Below are 22,241 nucleotides of genomic sequence, written 5' to 3'. Positions count from 1 at the left end.
CTCCCGCGTTCTGTCTGCGATGCGACCTCGCCTCCGCCGCTGGCTCCTCGGCCTGTCTCTCGGGACACTTGCGATCGGCGCCCTCACCTGCGGCACTTGGTCGATGATCCGCGCCCGCGCCGGCGAGCCCACGGCCGCCATGAGCGACACCTGGCACGAGGGTCACCGCGTCCTCGACCGCCGCGGCCGGCTCCTGCGCGAGCTCACCAGCGACCTCGGCCTGCGCGGTCAGCCGCGCGACCTCGACGACATCGGCCCGCGTCTGCTCGCCGCCACCCTCGTCAGCGAGGACAAGACCTTCTTCGATCACGACGGCCTCGACCCCCAGGCCATCGCCCGCGCCCTCCTGCAGAGCGTGCGTCACGGTCGCCTCGTCAGCGGCGCCAGCACCATCACCCAGCAGCTCGTCAAGATGCTCGACGCCCGCGGCCAGGCGCGCGCGCGCGGCCTCATGGACAAGCTCTTCGAGGTCGCCCGCGCGCAGAACCTCGAGGAGATGATCGGCAAGGACGAGATCCTCCTCGCCTACCTCAACCGCCTGCCGTACGGCCACGGCCTCACCGGCCCCGAGACCGCCGCGCGCAACTACTTCGGCGTCGCCCCGCGCGACCTCAGCTGGGCCCAGGCCGCCTTCCTCGCCGTCCTCCCGCGCGCCCCCAGCTACCTCGATCCGTACGCCCACCCCGAGCGCGTCCTCCTGCGCCAGCAGGCCCTCCTCGGCGCCCTGCGCGACGCTGGCGAGCTCACCGATCTCGAGCACGCGCGCGCGGTCGCCGAGCCGATCGAGCTGCGCCCGCTGACGCGACCCTTCTTCGCCCCGCACCTCGTCGACGCCCTCCGGCTCGAGGGGCGCCTGTCCCCGGGGACAGCCACCACCACCACCCTCGACCTCGACCTCCAGCGCGACATCGAGGGCGCGGTGCGCGTCCACCTCGCCGCCATCGCCGATCGCGGGGCCAGCGACGCCGCCGTCCTCGTCGTCGACAACGACACCGGCGACGTCCTCGCCTACGTCGGCAGCGCCGACTTTCACAGCGACGAGATCAGCGGCCAGGTCGACATGGTCCGCGCCCGGCGGCAGCCCGGCTCCACCCTCAAGCCGTTCGTCTACGGCCTCGCCTTCGCCGCCGGTCACCACGGCCCCGAGCTCACCGCCGACGTCCCCACCACCTTTCAAGAGGCCGGCGGAGGCAGCTACACCCCCGAGAACTTCGACCGCGGCTTCGAGGGACCGATCCCCCTGCGCGAGGCCCTCGCCGGCTCACTCAACATCCCGGCGGTGCGCCTCGCCGCCGAGCTCGGCCCCGCCGCGGTCCTCCGCACCCTGCGCGACCTCGGCCTGCGCAGCCTCGACCGCGACGCCGACCACTACGGCCTCGCCCTCGCCCTCGGCAGCGGCGAGGTCGAGCTGCGCGAGCTCGCCGCTGCCTACGTCGCCCTCGCCCGCGGCGGCGAGTCGATCGCCCTCCGCTTCACCACCACCGATCCATCCGCCGCGCCCGCGCAGGTCTTCACCCCCGAGGTCGCCGCCCTCGTCACCGAGGCGCTCGCCGACCCGCTCGCGCGCGTGCGCGGCCTCCACGGCCGCGGCCCGTTCGCGCTCGCCTACCCCGTCGCGGTCAAGACCGGCACCTCCTCCGGTTATCGCGACACCTGGACCGTCGGCTACACCCGCGAGCGCACCATCGCAGTGTGGCTCGGCAACGCCGACGGCTCCCCGACCGCGCGCCTCACCGGCGCCTCCGGTGCCGGCCCGCTGTTCGCCGACGTCATGCGCCGCGCCATGGCCGACGTGCCCCAGCGCCGCCCGCTGTGGGAGCCCGAGCTGCTCGTCGACGTCGAGGTCTGCCCGCTGTCAGGAGCTCCGGTCGGCCCCGCCTGCGACGAACGCGTCCACCGCAAGTTCTCCAAAGAACATGTCCCGAAGGACACCTGCGCCTACCACGTCCACGTGCGCCCCGATCGCAGCGCCCCCGCCGGCCTGCGCTGCGACGCCCGGGGTCCCGCCACCGCCGTGGTGTTCCCGCCCGAGTACGACGAGTGGCTGGCCTTCAAGACGACCGCCGGTGACACCCCCGACCTGCACGGCCACCGGTGGCTCCCGCGCGCCCGCGTCCCCGACTGCGACGATCGCCCCGCCGCGGTCCCCCTGCTCCGCGTCGTCGCCCCGGCCCCCGGCACCGTGTTCGCGCTCGACCAGCGCCGCGACGCCCAGACCATCGAGGTCCGCGTCGAGCTCGACGGCAGCGGCGTCGACGTCGGCCCGCTCGCCTTCCTCGTCGACGGCCGCGAGGTCGGCCGCAGCGACTGGCCCTACAAGCTGAAGATCGCCGCCGAACCCGGCGACCACGAGGTCCTGGCCCGCCCCGCCGACCCGCGCCTGCCCGTCCGCCTCGAGTCGACCCGCTTCAGCGTCCGTTGAGTCCGGATCGCTTCGGTTTTTAGACCATGTCCTCATGGACATGTCCCGAAGAACAAACGGCGCGAATCACTCCTCGCCTTCGCCGACCGACGGCTCGGTCGCGGCCGAATTCATGCTGCGTCGGATGCCGCTTACGCGGCCCTCCGCGTGCGAATAACCGCGAGGGAAACAAGCGCGCCTGTTCGGTAGGGGCTCGGCTGGCCGCCGCGGTAGAGGCGGCCGCATGCGATCGGTGGCCGCCACGCCCGTCGCCAGCCGCCCGCCGGAGTGCCAGCTCTTCGACCCGCCGGCCGCCGCCGCGGCCACGCTGAAGAGCGGCTCGCCGAGCCCGACGTGGAACACAGTCAATCACGACCAACCGGCGCGGCCGGCGGAGTGACTGTCAGCCGCGCCCGTACGCCTCGCGCAGCTGCTCGAGCGTCGGGCACGGCAGCGCGGCGCGCAGCGACGGCAGCAGCTCCTGCGCCGTCTCGAGGAACCCTGAGTCAGGGTCGTTCTGGTCGAGCGAGGTCGCGGCCTCCGCCGGAGTCACCACCCCCGCGTCGACGTCGAGGATGAACCAGATCAGCGTGCCGACGCCCAGCCCAAATGCCTGCACGCGTTCCGCCTCGTCGCCCGGACTCGGGTCGCGCGACCACCACAGCTCCTGCGGATAGAGACAGCCGAACGCCTCGTCGACGGCGTCTCGAGGACCGGTGCCGCGCACCAACGACTCGGCCGCCACAAGCGCGCCCGCGAGCCGCGCCCCGACGAGGGACGGCGACAGGCGCGCGAGCTCGGCGCGGGCGACCGCGCAGATTGCCAGCACGGTCGCCGTCGTGCCCAGCGCTCGCATCGCGGCCAGGACCAGCGACAGCACATCCGTCGTCGCGTCCCAGGCCCGGGTGAGCGAGCCGTCCGGGACGTGCAGCGCGAGCCAGGCGGGCGGTACCTCACCGTCGCGCTCGAGGTGCGCGAGCAGGTCGGCGAGCAGGGCCGTCGCGGTGTCGTCGGTCATCGCGTCGGCATACCATACCCCGCCTCCGCGCTCGGCGAGCGCCTCAAGCCTGCGGCAGAGTCACGCCGCGCTGGCCCTGGTACTTCCCGCCGCGGTCCGCGTACGACGTCTCGCACGCCTCGTCGGACTGGAAAAAGAGCATCTGCGCCACGCCCTCGTTGGCGTAGATCCTGGCCGGCAGCGGCGTCGTGTTGGAGAACTCGAGCGTCACGTGGCCCTCCCACTCGGGCTCGAGCGGCGTCACGTTGACGATGATGCCGCAGCGCGCGTACGTCGACTTGCCGAGGCAGATCACGAGCACGTCGCGGGGGATCCGGAAGTACTCGACGGTGCGTGCCAGGGCGAACGAGTTCGGCGGGATGATGCACATGTCGCCGGTGAAGTCGACGAAGCTGTTCTTCTGGAAGTCCTTCGGGTCGACCACCGCCGAGTTGATATTGGTGAAGATCTTGAACTCGGGCGCGCAGCGGACATCGTAGCCGTAGCTCGACGTCCCGAACGACACCACGCGCCGACCGTCCGTCTCGCGCACCTGGTACGGCTCGAACGGCTCGATCATCCGGTGCGCTTGCGACATCTGGCGGATCCAGCGGTCAGACTTGATCGTCATGGCGGCCCCGCATACCACAGCTGCGGCCGTCCCCCAGCGCCGGGCCCGCGTGAGCCCGCCCCGCCTGCTGCTGCGGCTGGGCCGCCGGTGCTATTCTCTTGCCAGCATGCCGCGCCCCAAAGCCCGCGCCTCGCTCGATCTCCTGCGCGACGCCATTCGCGAGGCCGGCCTCCGCGTCACCGGCCCCCGGATCGCCGTCCTCGAGCACCTCCACGGCACCGGTACCCCCTCCAGCCACGGCGAGCTCGTCGAGGCCCTCGCCCACCACGGCTTCGACGCCGCCACCCTCTACCGCAACCTCATCGACCTCACCCGCGCCGGCCTGCTCAACCGCATCAACCTCGGCGACAACGTCTGGCGCTTCGAGCTGCGCGCCCGCGAGGCCCATCACCCCGAGCACCCGCACTTCGTCTGCACGCAGTGCGGCGAGGTCACCTGCCTCTCGACCGTCCGCGTCAAACTCACCCCCGCGCCCGGCTCGAACAAGTCCGTCGTCGGCAACATCTCCGAGATCCTCATCAAGGGCCAGTGTGCCCGCTGCGCCTGAGCCCGCCGCGACTCCCCGCTCGCTCGCCTGAGGCTCGCCGCCGACCTCGCATGGCTCGTCGCAGCCGCTCGCGTCGCCATGCCTCGGAGCCTGCGCGCATCGTCCTCGCGCAACCTCGTCGCTCCTCGGAGCACTCCGCAGCCCTCGCCCTTCGGCGTCGCGCGGTGGTGCGTCCTCCCCAGCGCGCACGTCGTTCTCCGCGCATCTCTCCGCTGCGCTATTCACGGCGACCTGATCTGATCCGGATAAGCGACCGAGCTTGCGTGAAGGCGGCCTGAATTCGCCGGTATACGGCCTCGCAGGCTTGATCCGCAGCGGATCAAAGTCATCGCCTACGTTCCCTCTCGACTGAGGGAGCGCATGGATTCGACTCGCATCTCGTTGACCGACTTCGTCGACTTCGTCGGCCGGCCCAGCATGACCGGCAAGCTGGCCAAGGTGCGCGAGATCAAGCACCGAGGCCCCTACACCGCCACTTCCGACCTCTACAGGCCCGTGCGCGAGGCCATCATCCGCACCCACGCCGCGGCCGCCGACAAGTGGGAGATCCGCGACCACCTCACGCGCAACAACGCCGCGGGTCGCTTCGACAACATCGCCGAGGCCTACCTCGGCTGGTGGGGTCAGCGGCGGATCGGCTGGTTCGAGCCCGGCTGGCAGATCGGCTATTTGCAGAGCCTGCCGATCAGCGTCAACCCCGAGCTCGGCCTCGAGATCGAAGGCCGCCCGCACCTCATCAAGCTCTATTTTAAAGAAGACCCGCTGCCGCACACCCTCTCGGACATCGCAGCGCGGCTCATGGCCCGCGTCCTGCGCGAGCAGACCCCGCGCGAAGCCGCCATCGCCGTCCTCGACGTCCGCCGCAAGCGGCTCCTCTGCATGAACGACGGCCCCGACCTCGACATCCTCCTCGACGCCGAGGTCGCCGCCTTCACCGCCCTGTGGGCTCAGGCCTGAGTTTAAAAGGACATGCCGCAAAGAGCATGTCCTCAGACACATGTCTCAAAGAGCAGCGCTCCCCGCTGCCCGGCTTTCACTTCGCCGGCACGACCGTGATCGCGTCGGCGAACGTCGCGAACGTCGGCTTCCACACCGCCAGAGTCGTCTCCGGGCCGACCGCCTTGAAAAAGTAAGGGTCGCCCGCGCCCTCGACGATCGCCGCCAGCATGCGGTAGTTCGGGTCGCTGTAGCGCTCCGACGCCCCGGGCGTCACCTGGGCGATGTACGACCCGCTCAGGTCGACCAGCGTCACCTTGAGCGGCGGCTTCGACACCTCCTGCACCTCGCCGTCCTCGTCGCCGAGCGGCGACCCGTCGGACTTGGCGAACTGAGTGCGCCAGCGGTGCACGTTCGACTTCGCGTCGCCGCCTCCGCCTGCGAAGCGGTACACCGCCAGCTCCGCGTCGCCGCCCGGCCCGGGCAGCACGAACTCGGCCAGGCGCATCGCCGACGAGCCCGGCTTGCGCGTCCACTCCTCCGGCACCTTGTAGTTGAGCCCGGGCACCACCTCTTCGCGCGTCTGCCCGCTCGGCGTCACGGGATGCGGATTGACCGCCTCACGCGCCGGCCGCTTCGTCTCCACCGCCGGCCCTGCCGCCCCGTGCGGCCCGCCCGCGTGCGGATCGCCGGCATGCGGATTGGCCCCCTGCGGGGCTGCCGCGTGCGGGTCGCTCTTCGCCGGCGGCTCGGTCGCCTTGACCTCCGGCCCCGACTTGGCCGCCGGCGGCCCTGCGGGATTCTGACAGGCGAACACGAGGAGCGAGAGGACGAGCGAAGCGCGGTGAGTCATGGTCGCGCGAAGAGTAGCAAGTCCCGCGCATCCGTGCGCACGTCCTCGCCTCGTGAGTAGCGAACCGTCCGCGCTGCGACTCGCGGTCGCGGTCCGGCTACCCCAACCTGCGGCGAGCGAGCGGCGCATGCAATCGCCGAGCTCGCCGCGGCCTCGTCGCGGCCCCCAGATTCGAAATCGAGAGACCCGAAAACAAGAACGCGACCGCGATTCACTCGCGGCCGCGCCCTCCCGTCACCTCGGGCTCAGAACGCCCCTTCGGGCACCTCGAGCAGCTCGAGCGTCCCCTGCTCGATCAGCTTGCGCGTCAGAGTCACGCCCGGCAGCACGTTGCGGGCGTAGAAGCGGATCGCCGCCAGCTTCCCCTGATAGAAGTCGCGGTCCTTGTCGGTCGCCGTCTCGCGGCGCTCGGCCGCCACGGCGCCCTGGCGCAGCAGCAACCATCCGATCACCACCTCCGCGGTGGCGAACAGGATCCGGTTGCCCTGGAAGCCGACGTGGTAGAGCGACTCCTGCAGCTTCGCCGGCATCGTCATGTAGATGCCCTGCAGGTCGGCCAGCGCCCGCGACATCGCCGCGTGCTCGACCGCCAGCGGCCCCTTCGCGTCGACCTCGCCCAGCGTCGCCTCGATGCGGCCCATCAGGCTGCGCAGCGTCGACCCCCCGTCGCGCACGATCTTGCGGAAGAACAGGTCGAGCGCCTGGATATGCGTCGTCCCCTCGTACAGCGAGTCGATCTTCTGGTCGCGGATGTACTGCTCGATCGGGTAGTCCTGGCAGTAGCCCGAGCCGCCGTACGTCTGCAGCGACACCGCCAGCAGCTCGTACACCTTCTCCGAGCAGTAGCCTTTCACCAGCGGCAGCAGCAGGTCGTTGAGCTTGTCGAGCTCGTCGCTGTCGCCGCTCCCGTGGCCGCCCTTGAGCTCGACCCCGTCCTGCACCGACGCGGTGAACAGAGTCAGCGCGCGCATACCCTCGGCGAACGACTTCTGCAGCATCAGCATCCGGCGCACGTCCGGGTGCTCGATGATCCGCACGCGCGGCGCAGTCTTGTCGGTGGCGCGCAGCAGGTCGGAGCCCTGCACGCGGATCTTCGCGTACTCGAGCGCATTGAGGTACGCCGTCGACAACGTCGCCATCGACTTCGCGCCCACGGCCATGCGCGCGTGCTCGATGACGTGGAACATCTGGCGGATGCCGTCGTGGACCTCGCCGACCAGGAAGCCGCGGGCCGGGTGACGCTCGCCGAACGTCATCTCGCAGGTCGCCGAGGCCTTGATCCCCATCTTGTGCTCGATGTTCGTGCAGTACACCCCGTTGCGCTCGCCGAGGCTGCCGTCCTCGTTCACCCAGAACTTGGGCACGATGAACATCGACAGCCCCTTCGTCCCCGGCCCGGCGCCTTCGGGGCGCGCCAGCACCAGGTGCACGATGTTGTCGGCCGCGTCGAAGTCGCCGTTGGTGATGAAGCGCTTGACGCCCTCGATCTCCCACACTCCGCCCTCGACCTGGCGCGCCTTCGTGCGGCCCGCGCCGACGTCCGAGCCCGCGTCCGGCTCCGTCAGCACCATCGAGCCGCCCCATTGATTGTCGATCATCGGCTTGGCGAAGCGCTTGCGCTGCTCCTCGGTGCCGAGCCGGTCGATGATGTGGGCGATCAGCGGCCCGAGCAGGTAGAACGCCACCGCCGCGTTGGCGCCGGCGGTCAGCTCGAACGCGCTCCACGCCACCGAGTGCGGCGCGCCGCTGCCCCCGAGGTGCTCGGGCAGGTTGAGCAGCGGCCAGCCTTGCTCGAGCGTGGTGCGGATCGATCGCACCACCGCCGGCGGCAGCTTGACGTTGCCGGTCTCCTTGTCGAGCTCGAGCGGGACCCGGTCCGACAGCGCCCACGACGGCGCCAGCTCCTTCTGACAGAACTCCTCGTAGCCCTCGAGCGTCGAGCGGACTGTCTCTTCGTCCATGTGCGAATAGACGCCCTTGCCGAGCGTGCCCTCCTGGATCTTCAGGACCTCGAACAGATTGAAGAAGATGTCGCGCAGGTTGCTCTTGTAGTGATTCTGGGCGGTGATCACGTCGGCCTCGATCGCCGGACACGTGCCGGCATGAAGCCGTCGTAGTCCGATCCCGATCAGCTTGTCAACGATGTTCCCGGCCACGCCGTGGCCCTTGTGGCGGACCTCGTCGCTCGCGCCGCACCGGCTCGCGCTCGTGCGCGCACGGCAACCGTTTGCCGGATCCGGCAGTCCTGCGGGCCGGCGGCGGCCGCGGCGCTCCCTGAGCGTCCGACGTGCTATCCTCGAGGCATCTCCTCATGTGTCGGATCTTCGGCTTTCGCTCCGTCATGCAGAGTGGTGTCCACCGGAGCCTCGTCAGTGCCGACAACGCGTTGATGCAGCAGAGCTGCCGGCACCCTGACGGCTGGGGCGTCGCCTACTACGTCGCCAACGCCCCGCACGTCATCAAGAGCGCCTCTGCGGCCGTCAGCGACCACCTGTTCCGCCACCTCTCCGGCATCGTCACCTCGGAGACCGTGCTCGCGCACATTCGCAAGGCCACCCAGGGCGAGCTGTCGACCATCAACACCCACCCGTTCCAGTTCGGCGCCTGGGTGTTTGCCCATAACGGCAACATCGCCGGCTTCGACGGCGTCCGCGACCAGCTCGTCGCTCGCGTCCCGCCGGTCTTGCGCCGCTTCATCCTCGGCAAGACCGACAGCGAGGTCCTGTTCTATCTGATCCTCGGCAAGATGGCCCAGCGCCACGAGCTGCACCGCCCCGGCTTCCCGCTCGCCGAAGTCGCCAGCGCCACCCGCGAGGCCCTCGCCGAGGTCGAGTCGCTCGTCGGCCCCTGCAACACCGACAACGACGGCCCCCCGCACGACACCTACCTGACCTTCGTCCTCACCAACGGCCACGTCATGCTCGGCCACCAGGGCGGCAAGCAGCTCTACTTCAGCACCCACAAGCAGCGCTGCCCCGAACGCGAGACCTGCGCCTTCTTCTCCGGCGAGTGCGAGCGACCGCCGCCGTCCGAACGCGGCTTCGTCAGTCACCTGATCTTCTCGAGCGAGCCCCTCCACGGCGACAACGTGTGGATCCCGCTCGCCCCCGGCGACATGGTCGGCGCCGACGGCCGCATGCAGATGCAACGCTTCGACGCCGGCGAGCCCGTCGACCGCCGCACCCACTGAGCACGGCTGCTCGCCGCGTACGTCCCCGTGTTCGCGGCCGACCGACGGACGCCCCCTGAGCACGCGAATGTACGCCGCCTACGTCTTCGTCTTCGCGGCCTACGCGGCCATGCTGCTGACCCCGGCCGCGCTGTACGGCGGCTGGGCCTGGCTCTTCGCCTGGCCCGCTCTGTCGTTCGCGCTCGTCGCCGCCGCCTACGCCGGCCTCGGCGCGCGTGTGTTCGGCAAGCGCAGCGACGGCACCATCGCCCCGCTCCATCGCCTCGCGCTGCTCCCGTTCCATGGCTTTGTCGCCGCCGTCTGGCATGGCCTTCGGCTCGCCCGCCGCGAGCCCGCGTGGTGCGAACTCGTCCCCGGCTTGCGAATCGGTCGCCGCCTGCTCGCGCGCGAGCTGCCGCCCGACATCGACCTCGTCGTCGACCTGACCGCCGAGTTCTCCGAGCCGGCCGGCGTGCGCCAGGCCGCCGCCTATCGCTCGCTGCCCACCCTCGACGCCGGCCTCGCCGACCTCGCGGGGTTCCGCGCGCTCGCCGAAGAGGTCGCCGCCTCCACGAAGAACATCTTCATCCACTGCGCCCAGGGCCACGGCCGCACCGGCACCTTCGCCGCCGCGGTGCTCGTCCTCCGCGGCCTCGCGCCCGACCCCGCTGCGGCCCTCGTCCTCCTGCAGCGCGTGCGCCCCGGCATCCGCCTCAAGCCGGCCCAGCTCCGCAGCCTCCACGAACTCGGGCTCGGCCGCGGCACGATCGCCGCGGAGCCGAGCCCGTGCTCACCTGTCCCCGGGGACAGACCCGCCTAGTGCGCCTTCTTGCGCGGGTTGGCGATGTGGATCGCCTCGCCGAGCGCGTGCTTGGCCGCCTCCATCAGCGCCTCGCTGAGCGTCGGGTGCGGGTGGATCGTCAGCGCCACGTCCTCCGCGAACGCGCCCATCTCGATCGCCAGGCCCGCCTCGCTGATCAGGTCGCTCGCCTCCGGACCGACGATGTGGACCCCGAGGATGCGCTCGTCGGCCGCGTCGGTGATCACCTTCACGAAGCCGGCCGTCTCGCCGATGGCCATCGCGCGCCCGAGCACCGAGAACGGGAACTTGCCGACGTTGACGGTGCGGCCCTGGGCCTCCGCCTCTTCCTTCGTCAGGCCCGACGACGCGATCTCCGGCTCGGTGAACACGACGTTGGGGATCTGCCGCGCGTCGTTGATCGTCTTCTTGCCGGCGATGACCTCGGCCAGCACCTCGCCCTCGTGCGACGCCTTGTGGGCCAGCATCGGCTGCCCGCACACGTCACCGACCGCGTAGATGCCGGGCACGTTGGTCTGCTGGCGCTGGTCGACCGGGATGAACCCGCGCTCGTTCACCTTCACGCCGGTCTTCTCGAGTCCGAAGCCCTTCGTCGTCGGCCGGCGACCGACCGCCACCAGGATCACGTCGGTGACGAACTCTTGCACCTTGCCGTCGATCTCGGCCTTCACCACGGCTTCGCCGTTGCGCTCTTCCCAGCCGACCGCCTTGGCGTTGACGAAGATCTGCCCGCCGTCCTTCTTGATCTGGCGCGCCACTACGTCGCCGCACTCGTTGTCGACGCCGTTCAAGATCCGCGCGAGCCCCTCGAGCACCACCAGCTGCGTGCCGAGGCGCTGGAACGTCTGCCCGAGCTCGAGGCCGATGATCCCGCCGCCGATGCACACCATCCGCTTCGGCACCGTCGCCAGGTCGAGCGCCGAGGTGCTGTCGAGCACCCGCTTGTTGTCGACCTTGAAGCCGGGGATCTCGATCGGCAGCGAACCGGTGGCCAGCACCACGTGCTCGGCCTCGACGATGTCGTCCGGCTTGCCGTCGGCGTAGCGCAGGCGGACCTGCTTCGGCCCGAGGAACTCGGCCGTCGCGGTGACGTACTGCGTACCTGCCCCCTTGACCAGGGTGGCGACGCCGCCGGTCAGCTTCTTGACGATGCCGGCCTTCCACGCCTGCATCTTGACCATGTCGACCGCCGGCGACGAGAACGACAGCCCCATCTCGGTCGCGTGCTGCGCCTTGTGGAACAGCTTGGTCGCCGAGATCAGCGCCTTGGACGGGATGCAGCCCCAGTTGAGGCACACGCCGCCGGGCTTGTCCTTCTCGACGAGCATCGCGTCGACGCCGAGCTGGCCGAGCCGGATCGCGCACGGGTAGCCGCCCGTGCCCGCGCCGATGATGAGCGCCTTCTTCTTGATCGTGGCCACGAGTGTCTCCTGTGCGAGCGGTCAGATTCCTGCGAGCAGCAGCAAGTTGGGGTCCTCGAGGAAGCGCCGCACCTCTTGCAGGAAGTTGGCGCCCTCGAAGCCGTCGACCACGCGGTGGTCGAGCGAGACCGAGAGGTTCATCAGGTGCCCGACGACGATGTTGTTGTGGTCGTCGACGATCGGCGTCTTGCGGATCGCGTGGACCCCGAGGATCCCGACCTCGGGGAAGTTGATGATCGGCGTCGCCAGCACCCCGCCGATGTTGCCGAGGCTCGAGACCGTGAACGTGCCGCCGGTCAGGTCCTCGCGCTTGGCCGTGCCGTTCTTCGCCGCCTCGCCGAGGCGCGCGATCTCTCGCCCGATGTCGAGGATGCTGAGCCGGTCGGCGCCATGCACCACCGGCACCATCAGCCCCTGGTCGGTCGCGGCGGCCACGCCGATGTTGTAGCGCTTCTTCACCAGGATCCGACCGCCGGCCTCGTCGAGCTCGGCGTTCACGATCGGGTACTTCTTCAGCGCGTGGACCACCGCCTTGACGATGAACGGCAAGAACGTGAGGCTCACGCCCTGCTCCGCCGCCGCCGCCTTGGCCTCCTGGCGCAGCCGCACCAGCTTGGTGACGTTCACCTGCTCGACGTAGGTGTAGTGCACCGCGCTCGTGTACGAGCGCGTCAGCGCCTCGGCGATCCGCCGCCGCATGCCGCGGAACGGGATCACCTCGTCGCCCGCAGCAGCCTCGGCCGCGTGCGGCTGATGCACCGGCGCCGCGGCCGGCTGAGCGACAGGCGCCCCAGGAGTCGGGGCCTTGCCCGCGCTGGCAGGCGCCGCCACGGGCGCAGGAACGCCCTTGCCGTTCACGGCCGCCGCGACCGGCGGCGTCACCACCGGCGCAGGAGCCTTCGCGGCCTCGGCCGCCTTCAGCACGTCCTGCTTGGTGATCCGGCCGCGATCGTCGGTCGGCAGACCGCGCAGATCGATGCCCTCTTCGCGGGCCAGGGCGCGCGCCGCCGGCGTCGCCAGGACTGACCCCGAGGACATGTTCGAAGGAGCAGCCGCCGGTGCCGCCGCTGCAGGCGTCGGCGCCGCCGCGACCGGACTCATCGCTGGCCGGGCGCTGCCCACCTCGAGGAGCGCGATCACCTGCTCGACCGCGCAGATGTCCCCGACCTGCGCCTTGAGCTCGCGGACGATCGCCGCGACCGGCGACGGCACCTCGATCGTCGCCTTGTCGGTCATCACCTCGACGAGCGCCTCGTTGGCCTCGACCGGCTCGCCGGGCTGCTTGTGCCAGCGAACGATCTCACCCTCCACCACGCCTTCGCCGATCTCCGGCAGCTTGAACTCGAGCATGAAGACTCCGGCTCCTGATCAGTAAGTCACGACTCGGTGGATGGCATCGACGAGCGCCGCGACGCTCGGCAAGCCCGACATCTCGTCCGCGCGGGCGAGCGGCCCCTCGCGCCCGGCGACGCGCACGATCGGCGCGTCGAGGTGGAGGATCGCCCGGTCGGCGAAGATCGCCGCCAGCTCTGCACCTGGCCCGAAGGACAGCCCGCCGGCGTGCGCGATCACCAGCTTCCCGGTCTTCGCCGCCGCCGCGACCAGCTCCTCGACGTCGAGCGGCGCCAGGCCGCCGAGCTCGTAGACCGCTGCGTCGTGGCCCGACTGCTCCGCCGCCGCGCACGCGACATCGGCCGCCGCGCCCCACGCGAACACCGTCGCCGCCGCGCCCTCGCGCACGCAACGGGCCGCGGTCAGCGGGCGCCCCAGCGTCTCGACGACCTCGCCGTCCTCGACCTCGCGCAGCAGCAGCGCGCGCGGCAGCAGGAGCACCGTCGGGTCCTCGCCCGCCTCGAAGTTGGCGGCAGCCCGCAGCATCGCCCCGGCCTCGCGCGCATCGCCGAGGATCGCCACGCGCAGCCCCGGCACGCCGGCGATCACGCCGTCGGGCGAGGCCGCGCCGTCACCCCCGAGCCCGAACCCGGGCCCGGTCGGCGCCACGATCAGCACCGGCGCGCTGCGCTCGCCCGCCGAGGTCGCCGCGATCCGGCCGAGCTCGCGCAGCGCCGCATAGCCTTCGAGCAGCGCGGTGGCCGACCCCAGCGCGACGATCGGTCGCCGCCCGGCCAGCGCCAGACCTGTCGCATGGGCCAGGCTCGCGGCCGGCGTCAGCGGCGTCGCCAGCACGCGCGAGGCGAGGCCCGGATCGCGCATCGCCGCGCGCGACAGGCCGAGCATGCCGCCCTGGCGAACATCCTCGCCGACCAGCACCCGGCGGACATCGTCGCGCAGCAGTTCGGCGACGATCGTGGACAAGCGTTCGAGCGTGCTCATCGCCCAATCTCCTTGGCTTGCGCGTGCGTGAAGGCCCGCTCGAGCTGCCCCCGCACCTCCGCCTCGATCACGTCCTGGAACGTCGGCGTCCACTGCCCCTCGCGGTCGAGGTGCCGACGCAGCCGCTCGATCGGGTCGCGGTGCGCCGGGATGTCCGACTCCGCCGACCCTGCGTGCAGCTGCGTCACCACCACCTCGACCAGCCCGGGCCCGCGCGCATCACGAGCGCGCCGCAGCGCCTGGTCGAGCGCCGCATGCACGGCCACGACATCGGCCCCGTCGACGCGACGCGACCACAACCCGCACGCCTTCACGCGCTCGGCCACGCTGTCGCCCAACAGGCCCGCCTCGGCCGGCGCGCCCTCGGGCCACAGCTGGCTCTTGCACACCAGCACGAGCGGCAAGTCGCAAGCCGACGCGAGCGCCACGGTCTCGTGGAAGAGCGCAGTCGTCGTCAGCCCCTCGCCGAAGATGGCAATCGTCGCCCGGCCGTTTCCGGCAAGCTTTTGCGCGTGCGCCTGACCGGCCGCCAGCGGCAGATGCAGCCCCAGCGGCTCGGGCGCGTAGGCGATGCCGAGATCGGCCGCCGCGAGCGCCCCGGGCCGGCCGTTGTAGGGCCGCTCGCCATCCGCGGCAGTCCCGAGGATCTGGCGCGCGAAGTCATCGAGATCGAGGCCGCGGATCGGCGCCAGCGCGAAGTCGCGGACGCCCGGATAAATCCAGTCTTCCTGCCCCGCCAGCATCGCAGTGAGCACCGAGACGGCCTCTTCGCCGGCACAGGACACCCACATCGGCAAGCCGAGCCGCTCGACCCGCAGGTCGAGGCACCGCGCGGCCACCAGCCGCTTGTACAGCGCCCGCAGATCGACCCCTTGCGCCGCCCGCCTGTCGACGAGCTGCCCCTCCGGATCGAGGCAGACCTCCACTCCTTCGGGATCCCAGGGACAGTCTTCCATGCGCGCCGGGGGGTTGTAACTGCGCGCCAAACCCAACGTCAAGGCCGGCAGCCGCCCAGGAAGCCGCTTCTCCGCCCCCGTCGCCCACCCCCTCCGTGATCTTGCGCGCCGACCCTTCCCTGCGAAACGACCCGCACGGCGCGATCACGGCAACGTGGCCGCACTCGGCAAGCACCATCGCTCACTCGCGCCCCGCGCGCACTCCCCGCGCGCCAATTACATGTCCCCAAGTCTGTGCTCCAAAGAACATGTCGCTCGGGACATCTCACTTCTCTACCCTGTCCGCCGCGACGCTCTCCTCGACAACTCATCCCCCGAATCACGCGCAACCTCCTCATCTTCCCGTTCAGCCGAACTTCGAACCTGCGCAAGGACACCCGCGCCGCCGAGCGAGCTGTGAAGCCGGATCGCGCGAACTTTCCGTCTGCCAGCCTGACGCTGCAGCTTCACCCCAAAGGCAGGAGTCCTTCCCCCGAGCTCCTCCTCTGCCAGGCGCATCCGCCCCCTCCGCGCCTTGCTCGACGAGGGAACCTCGAAGGCGCCGGGGCCGGTTGCGGCCCTTCCAGCGCGAGCCGGCTCGAACGAAAATTTCCGGTCCCGCCCGCTCCGCGCCTCGCTCCCAAGCGAACTGCGACGTCGCTCGGACAGACTTCCGCCGCCGCAACCCCTCCCCCAGCTCGAATCGACTTGTACGGGATCTTCTCGTCCCATCCTCCGCCCACAATCGAGGGGATCGACTCGCCACGAGCAGTCCGACCACGCCGAGTGGCCCCGACGAACAACTCGACAAGAGCATCGAGGGTCCCCGCCAAGCTCCCCGAGTCTCCGCTGGCGCCAGCGCCGCCCTTGGCCGTGAAACTTGGGCCGCCGCCCTCCGAGGGTGTAAACCTCGGCGCGTGAGCTCGCCCGCCCCGGTCGTCATGAAGTTCGGTGGCAGCAGCGTCGCCGACCTCGAGCGGATCCGTCACTGCGCTCGCAGGGTGGTCGAGCGTGCCGCCGTGCAACCTGTGGTCGTCGTCGTCTCGGCCATGGGTCAGACCACCAACGAGCTGCTGGCCATGGCGCGCGCGCTCATCGACCCACCGCCGGCGCGCGAGCTCGACATGTTGCTGAGCACCGGAGAGCGCGGCTCGATGACCTTGCTCGCGCTGGCGATCACCGCGCTCGGCCGACAGGCGATCAGCCTCACCGGCTCGCAGTGCGGCATCATCACCGACCACCAGCACGGCCGCGCGCGCATCGTCGAGGTCCGCCCGTTCCGCGTCCTCGACGAGCTCGCCGCCGGCAACATCGTCATCATCGGCGGCTTCCAGGGCGTCAGCTACAAGCGCGACGTCACCACCCTCGGCCGTGGCGGCTCCGACACCACCGCTGTCGCCCTCGCCGCCGCCATCGACGCCGACTGCGAGATCTACAGCGACGTCGACGGCGTCTACAGCGCCGACCCGCGCGAGGTCGAGGACGCCCAGCGGCTCGACAGCCTCTCGTACGGCGAGATGCAAGCCCTCGCGCGTGCCGGCGCCAAGGTCCTCCACTCCCAGGCGGTCCAGCTCGCCGAGGAGCGCGGGATCGCCATCTACGCCCGCCACAGCCGGCCCGACGTCACCGGCGAGACCGTCATCCGCAAGAACCCGCCGACGCGCCCCGGTGTCCGCGCGGTCGCCTCGGACGCATCCATCGTGGCGATCAACCTGTCTCTCAGCGCATGCTCCTCGAGACATGTCCCCGAGGTCATCCGAAAGCTGGCCCCGCTCGGCCTGCGTCACCTGCGGATCGGTCCTCGCGGCGCCTCCGGCTTTCTGTCCCAGGCGCAGCGCACGGACAGCAGCGAGGCGCTCGCCCGGCTCGGCGCGTTCGCTCGGTCGCTCGGCCGCGACCTCGCCGGCATCGAGTGCGTCGAGGGGTTCGCGCTGGTGAGCTGCGTCGGCTCCGGCCTCGAAGAGAACCCCGAGGTGATGACCCGCGCTTACGAGAGCCTGCACGCGCTCGAGATCACCGTCCTCGAGGTCTACACCGACTCGCACAGCCTGGCCTTCCTCGTCACGCGCGAGCAGCGAGCACGAACGGTGCGAGCGCTGCACGCGACCTTCATCCCGCGAAGCCCCGAGCTCTGCTGAACCAGCAGCGACACAGCGAGCTCGACGTTTTACCAGCGATGGCCGCGCGCAGCGCCGGTTTCACAGGTGAATCCGGCTCGAGGCCCGTCGTCCGACGCGCTCCCTTTTTGCCCACGGAGAAACTCATGCCCAAGAACCTTACGCTTGTCGCCATCGCCGGCATCGTCGTCAGCACCGGTTGCGTCATCAACACGAACACCACCGACTCCGACTCGGAGACCAGCGACTCGGTCACCGGCAACACCACGACCGACGCCACCACGACCGACGGTACCACCACTGAAAGCACCACCGACGGCACGGCGACGGGTGACACCGACACCACGACGACCAACTCGACCACCACGGCGCCGACCACGACCGAGACCGAGCCGACGAGCACGACCAGCACCGCGACCACCGACGACACCACTGCGAGCACCACCGGTAGCGGCTTCGGAAAGTGCGGGTGGGACCCGAACAACAAGTACTACGCGTGCGACTTCGTCGGCGAAGAACCCGGCGGCGTCAGCCCGATCGAGTGCCCCGAGACGCTCCCTGCCGAGGGCGACGACTGCGACGAGAATTCCCCGGTCACCGGCATCGGCTGCTGCCTCCCCGACGGCAGCAACTACTACTGCACCGACCAGGGCAAAATCGCCATCGACGCTTGCGGCGCCTGACCCGGACATTCGACGGCATTTGGCCCACCGCTGGGTGCTGGCGCTGCCGGCACCAGCTCCGCCGACACGCCCGGGAAGCGCACGTCTCGCTCGCAGAGCGTTACGAACCTCCTGCCCTCGCAGTTCGCTCGCGCGACGTACCGATGGGGCTGGGCACTTCAAGCACCCGCTGACGCCCTGTCGGCTCCAAGACGCCGTCGTTCTGCTCGCCGGCTCCTTCGCCGCGAGCGCGCCTCGCGACTCGGCGACGACGTTCAGTCGCGCACGACCACGGTGCTACCCGGGCTCTCGTCGGTCGCGTTGATCTCGTGCCAGCCCCCCGGCAAAGCGGCTCCAGTGGTTAACAGCCACCGCGCGTCGCTAAGCCCGACAAGCACCACTTGCCCCTATCCGCTCCAAGGCGCCGTCGCTCTGCCCGCTCCTTCGCCTCGAGCGCGCCTCTTTACTCGGCGATGGCGCGCCTCAGTCGCGCACGACCACGGTACTGCCCGGGTTTTCGTCGGTCGCGTTGACCCCGTGCCAGCCCTCCGGCAAAAGCGGCGTGCTCCAGTGGAACATCGACCGCGCGTCGCTCGGCCCGACAAGCACCAGCTACGCCCCTGTCCGCTCCAAGGCTCCGTCGTTCTGCTCGCCGGCTCCTTCGCCGCGAACGCGCCTCGCTACTCGGCGACGACGTTCAGTCGCGCACGACCACGGTGCTGCCCGGGCTTTCGTCGGTCGCGTTGACCCCGTGCCAGCCCTCCGGCAAAAGCGGCGTGCTCCAGTGGAACAGCCACCGCGCGTCGCTCGGCCCGAGGTTCACGCAGCCGTGGCTGCGTACCGCTCCGAAGCTGCGATGCCAGAACGCTCCGTGGAGCGCGTAGCTACCGGAGAAGAACATGGTCCAAGGGACATCCTGGATCGAGTAGTTGCCGTCGGTGGCCGAGCTGCCGTCCATCGTCGTCGACACGTGCTTGCTGTAGATCCGCCAGCGCCCGCGCGGCGTCTCGTACGGGTCTTCCTTCGTCCCCTTGCGCCCGCTCGACACCAGCGTCACGTACACGGGTCGAGTGCCCTGATAGGCCACGAGCATCTGTTGCGAGACGCTGACGTCGATCCACCGCTCCCACGGGTCCAGCCCCTTCGGCAGCGCCTGCAGATCCGGGATGAGCAGATGGTCCTTGCGCACCAGCAGACCATCCGCAGTGATCATGTAGGCGCGTCCCGCGATCTCTGTCTCTTCGGTCAGGTCGAGGAAGGTCCGCCGCTCGACCGTCTTCGTCGCCCTCAGCTTGTCGTCGGCAGTCAGCTGCAGGAGCTTCGTGTCCTTTTTTACATAGCCGAAGGGATAGGTGATCCCCTGCTCATCGAGCGCGACGCCGACATAGTCCTTGGCGTCGTAGCGCGAGATGTCGCCCGCCGCGACGTACGCTCCGCGGGCCGTGCGGTAGAACGTCAGGCCGCGCTCCACCACCTTCTCGCCCAGCGACAGGAAGAACCCGCGCTCGAGCCACGGCGTGTTCGGGCTCAAAGGCAGCTTCACGTCGGCGAGCACTGGATCGGGCTTCGGCAGCTCCGGCGGTGCGGTGCCCTCGACAGGCTCCGCCGGGATCGGCGCCTCGGTCGGCGGCTCCTTCGTGGCCAGCCTCTCCGCCTCCCGCGCGACCCGCTGGACCTCCATCGCCGAGATCTCCTGGTCGCTCGGGATCCGCCACCACATCGGGCTGTTCCAGCGCCGCACGAAGCCGTACTCGTAGGGATGCCCCTGATCGAGCTTCGGCACCGGCGGGGGGTACTTCATCGGCGGCGGCCTGTCGGCCTCGACCAGGAGGCCCTTGCTCGCACACGCATATCCGCCGGCCGGCAGGCCGTAGAACCCGCCCTTGCAGCTCTCGTGCTCGACCTTCTCGGTCGCCATCATGCGGGTCCCGATCCGCAGATACCCGAGCTTGTCGGAGGTCATGTCTGGCCGGGAGTAGACGGTCACCACCTCGTAGCCGGCCAGGGCGTGCAGCTTCAACGACTCGGGCGTCGGCACGCCGAGCGGCGGACGGATCAGGCCATAGCCCTCGGGCGGGCGGATCTCGTCATCCGCTGCAGGCTCGGCTGGGACCGCAGCCTCGGCCACGGTCGTCCCCGACGTATCGGGCGCAGAGCCATCGTCGCCGCCGGCATCACCGGGGGCCTCGGCCGAGTCTTCCGGCTCCGGCTCCGGGAGCCGTGTCTCCGAACGCCGCTCGGCGATCACGGGAGTCGGCAGCTCGGCCGGCGATTCGGTCTGCGGAGCCGAATCGCAAGCAGCGAGACCGAGTGCCAAGAGCCAGTTCCTGGGCGATCCGGGCATGCGGAGTGCATAGCCTACGCCGGGCACGAGGGGAAGATTTCCGCCCATGCCCTGGCGAGACCCAAATAAAAAAGCCCCCTTCTTACGAAGGGGGCATAGCGCTGGCGGCGTCCTACTCTCCCACAGGGTCTCCCCTGCAGTACCATCGGCGCTGGAAGTCTTAACGACCGAGTTCGGGATGGGATCGGGTGTGGCCCTTCCGCTATAGCCACCAGCAAAACTTGTCGACGAGCTGCGAGGAGAGTGACGGCGGAGCCATCGAATCGCCTCGCAAGAGATCCTTGTACGCTGTGCACGGGGCTCCATCTCGGAGCGGGCCATTTGGCCTTTGTGCAGGTGTCGCTCGGAACCTCGGACTGCAAACCGCCACACGGGACGGTGCCCAAGGTCAAGCCGAACGGTCGATTAGTACCGGTTAGCTCCGCGCGTCGCCGCGCTTCCACACCCGGCCTATTAACGTCGTCGTCTACGACGGACCTTCAGGGAATCCTCATCTTGTGGTTGGCTTCCCGCTTAGATGCTTTCAGCGGTTATCCGTTCCAGACATGGCTACTCGGCAATGCTCTTGGCAAAACAACCGAAACACCAGGGGTCTGTCCATCCCGGTCCTCTCGTACTAGGGACAGCTCCACTTCAAGATTCCTGCGCCCACGGCAGATAGGGACCAAACTGTCTCACGACGTTTTGAACCCAGCTCGCGTACCGCTTTAATTGGCGAACAGCCAAACCCTTGGGACCTACTACAGCCCCAGGATGCGATGAGCCGACATCGAGGTGCCAAACCACGCCGTCGATGTGAACTCTTGGGCGTGATAAGCCTGTTATCCCCGGAGTACCTTTTATCCGTTGAGCGATGGCCCTTCCATTCAGAACCACCGGATCACTAAGGCCCACTTTCGTGCCTGCTCCTCTTGTATGAGTCGCAGTCAAGCTCCCTTATGCCTTTACACTCTTCGGCTGGTTTCCAATCAGCCTGAGGGAACCTTTGCGCGCCTCCGTTACTCTTTCGGAGGTGACCGCCCCAGTCAAACTACCCACCAGGCAGTGTCCCGGACCAGGCTCACTGGTCACGGTTAGGCTTTCAGACTTCTCAGGGTGGTATTTCAACGTTGGCTCCGTGGAACCTAGCGGCCCCACATCATAGCCTCCCACCTATCCTACACAGACAAGTCCGAAAACCAGTGCCAAGCTGCAGTAAAGGTTCACGGGGTCTTTCCGTCTTGCCGCGGGTACGGGGCATCTTCACCCCGATTTCAATTTCGCTGAGTCCCGGGTCGAGACAGTGGGGAAGTCGTTACGCCATTCGTGCAGGACGGAACTTACCCGCCAAGGAATTTCGCTACCTTAGGACCGTTATAGTTACGGCCGCCGTTTACCGGGGCTTCGATTCGATGCTTCGCTTGCGCTGACATCTCCTGTTAACCTTCCGGCACCGGGCAGGCGTCAGACCCTATACGTCGTCTTGCGACTTCGCAGAGTCCTGTGTTTTTGGTAAACAGTCGCTACCCCCGATTCTCTGCAACCCCCAAAGGCTCATGGCGCGAGGCCCGTCACCCTCAAGGGCACACCTTCTCCCGAAGTTACGGTGTCAATTTGCCGAGTTCCTTAACCCGAGTTCTCTCAAGCGCCTTGGGATGTTCTCCCCACCCACCTGTGTCGGTTTACGGTACGGTCAGCACAGCGGTACTCTTGTACGATGCTTTTCTTGGAAGCTTGGACTCACCGAGTTGTCCGCCTTGCGGCGACCCTCATCACCTCTCGGCGTTGCCCGCGCGTTTGTGGCCAGATGCCTCCTACGCGAGCCGCCTACCGGCTTGAACGACCATCCATCAGGTCGCTCGGCTATCCTCCTCCGTCCCACCTTACAAAACCATCCGTGCTGGTGCAGGAATATTCGCCTGCTTCCCATCGACTACGCATTTCTGCCTCGCCTTAGGGACCGACTAACCCTGAGAAGATGATCTTTACCCAGGAACCCTCGGGTTTACGGCGACCGGGTTTTTCACCCGGTTTATCGCTACTCATGCCAACATCAGCTCTTGTCTGCACTCCAACGCTCGTTTCCGTACGCATT

17 protein-coding genes and 2 rRNA genes (1 of these 19 only partly in view) are annotated in these 22,241 nt (G+C 69.2%); 8 read left to right on the top strand and 11 right to left on the bottom strand.

What is annotated here, in order from left to right:
- The first annotated feature begins 19 nt into the window (after positions 1–19).
- Together pbpC and OV090_RS23915 are read left to right on the top strand one after the other, a co-directional pair.
- On the top strand, positions 20–2,422 hold the full coding sequence (gene pbpC / locus OV090_RS23920; protein WP_267706598.1) for a penicillin-binding protein 1C: 2,403 nt from the start codon (positions 20–22) through the stop codon (positions 2,420–2,422).
- Positions 2,423–2,645: 223 nt separating this feature from the next.
- Positions 2,646–2,801: a hypothetical protein gene (locus OV090_RS23915; protein WP_267706597.1), complete on the top strand. Its 156-nt coding sequence runs from the start codon at positions 2,646–2,648 to the stop codon at positions 2,799–2,801.
- 3 nt (positions 2,802–2,804) lie between these two features.
- Here the strand turns inward: OV090_RS23915 and OV090_RS23910 are convergent, their stop codons facing one another.
- Positions 2,805–3,419: a hypothetical protein gene (locus OV090_RS23910; protein WP_267706596.1), complete on the bottom strand. Its 615-nt coding sequence runs from the start codon at positions 3,417–3,419 to the stop codon at positions 2,805–2,807.
- A gap of 43 nt (positions 3,420–3,462) precedes the next feature.
- The gene (gene dcd / locus OV090_RS23905) at positions 3,463–4,029 is read right to left on the bottom strand and encodes a dCTP deaminase (protein WP_267706595.1); all 567 of its coding nucleotides are present in this window, start codon (positions 4,027–4,029) and stop codon (positions 3,463–3,465) included.
- A 106-nt stretch (positions 4,030–4,135) separates the two neighbouring features.
- On the opposite strand from dcd, the gene OV090_RS23900 reads away from it, so the two are divergent.
- On the top strand, positions 4,136–4,576 hold the full coding sequence (locus tag OV090_RS23900; RefSeq protein ID WP_267706594.1) for a transcriptional repressor: 441 nt from the start codon (positions 4,136–4,138) through the stop codon (positions 4,574–4,576).
- A gap of 360 nt (positions 4,577–4,936) precedes the next feature.
- Positions 4,937–5,533, top strand: a complete 597-nt coding sequence (locus OV090_RS23895) for a hypothetical protein (protein WP_267706593.1) — start codon at positions 4,937–4,939, stop codon at positions 5,531–5,533.
- Between the two features lie 76 nt (positions 5,534–5,609).
- Here OV090_RS23895 and OV090_RS23890 read toward each other — a convergent pair whose 3' ends face one another.
- The gene (locus OV090_RS23890; protein ID WP_267706592.1) at positions 5,610–6,365 is read right to left on the bottom strand and encodes a hypothetical protein; all 756 of its coding nucleotides are present in this window, start codon (positions 6,363–6,365) and stop codon (positions 5,610–5,612) included.
- Positions 6,366–6,610: 245 nt separating this feature from the next.
- On the bottom strand, positions 6,611–8,434 hold the full coding sequence (locus OV090_RS23885; protein ID WP_346660399.1) for an acyl-CoA dehydrogenase: 1,824 nt from the start codon (positions 8,432–8,434) through the stop codon (positions 6,611–6,613).
- A gap of 242 nt (positions 8,435–8,676) precedes the next feature.
- Here OV090_RS23885 and OV090_RS23880 point away from each other — a divergent pair, with 242 nt between their 5' ends.
- Together OV090_RS23880 and OV090_RS23875 are read left to right on the top strand one after the other, a co-directional pair.
- The gene (locus OV090_RS23880; RefSeq protein WP_267706590.1) at positions 8,677–9,555 is read left to right on the top strand and encodes a class II glutamine amidotransferase; all 879 of its coding nucleotides are present in this window, start codon (positions 8,677–8,679) and stop codon (positions 9,553–9,555) included.
- A 67-nt stretch (positions 9,556–9,622) separates the two neighbouring features.
- The gene (locus OV090_RS23875) at positions 9,623–10,354 is read left to right on the top strand and encodes a tyrosine-protein phosphatase (protein ID WP_267706589.1); all 732 of its coding nucleotides are present in this window, start codon (positions 9,623–9,625) and stop codon (positions 10,352–10,354) included.
- Here OV090_RS23875 and lpdA read toward each other — a convergent pair.
- The 4 genes from lpdA to OV090_RS23855 are packed head-to-tail and all read right to left on the bottom strand — an operon-like array spanning position 10,351 to position 14,900.
- On the bottom strand, positions 10,351–11,775 hold the full coding sequence (lpdA, locus tag OV090_RS23870; RefSeq protein WP_267706588.1) for a dihydrolipoyl dehydrogenase: 1,425 nt from the start codon (positions 11,773–11,775) through the stop codon (positions 10,351–10,353). The two genes, OV090_RS23875 and lpdA, sit on opposite strands and share 4 nt — an antisense overlap.
- A 21-nt stretch (positions 11,776–11,796) precedes the next feature.
- Positions 11,797–13,125 carry a dihydrolipoamide acetyltransferase family protein gene (locus OV090_RS23865; protein ID WP_267706586.1) on the bottom strand — a complete coding sequence of 443 codons (1,329 nt, stop codon included), beginning with the start codon at positions 13,123–13,125 and terminating at the stop codon, positions 11,797–11,799.
- An 18-nt stretch (positions 13,126–13,143) separates the two neighbouring features.
- Positions 13,144–14,109, bottom strand: a complete 966-nt coding sequence (locus OV090_RS23860; protein WP_267706584.1) for a transketolase C-terminal domain-containing protein — start codon at positions 14,107–14,109, stop codon at positions 13,144–13,146.
- Positions 14,106–14,900 carry a thiamine pyrophosphate-dependent enzyme gene (locus tag OV090_RS23855; protein WP_267707148.1) on the bottom strand — a complete coding sequence of 265 codons (795 nt, stop codon included), beginning with the start codon at positions 14,898–14,900 and terminating at the stop codon, positions 14,106–14,108. The genes OV090_RS23860 and OV090_RS23855 overlap by 4 nt, the downstream gene beginning before the upstream one ends.
- Positions 14,901–15,961: 1,061 nt before the next feature.
- Between OV090_RS23855 and OV090_RS23850 the strand changes: the two genes are divergently transcribed.
- Both OV090_RS23850 and OV090_RS23845 read left to right on the top strand, forming a co-directional pair.
- Entirely contained in the window at positions 15,962–17,182 is a 1,221-nt protein-coding gene (locus OV090_RS23850) for an aspartate kinase (protein WP_267706582.1), read from the top strand.
- A gap of 125 nt (positions 17,183–17,307) precedes the next feature.
- Complete coding sequence (locus OV090_RS23845) at positions 17,308–17,844, top strand: hypothetical protein (RefSeq protein ID WP_267706580.1); 537 nt, start codon at positions 17,308–17,310, stop codon at positions 17,842–17,844.
- A gap of 676 nt (positions 17,845–18,520) precedes the next feature.
- Here the strand turns inward: OV090_RS23845 and OV090_RS23840 are convergent.
- From OV090_RS23840 to OV090_RS23830, 3 genes are all read right to left on the bottom strand, one after another.
- Positions 18,521–20,140 carry a L,D-transpeptidase gene (locus OV090_RS23840; protein WP_267706578.1) on the bottom strand — a complete coding sequence of 540 codons (1,620 nt, stop codon included), beginning with the start codon at positions 20,138–20,140 and terminating at the stop codon, positions 18,521–18,523.
- 126 nt (positions 20,141–20,266) lie between these two features.
- Positions 20,267–20,383, bottom strand: a 5S ribosomal RNA gene (gene rrf / locus OV090_RS23835).
- A gap of 168 nt (positions 20,384–20,551) precedes the next feature.
- Positions 20,552–22,241, bottom strand: a 23S ribosomal RNA gene (locus tag OV090_RS23830); it runs 1,253 nt beyond the window's last position.

The sequence above is a fragment of the Nannocystis sp. RBIL2 genome (genome assembly GCF_026626745.1).
Lineage (GTDB): Bacteria > Myxococcota_A > Polyangia > Nannocystales > Nannocystaceae > Nannocystis.
The sequence above is the reverse complement of the archived record's forward strand: the minus strand, read 5'-3'. Positions and strand labels throughout refer to the sequence as shown.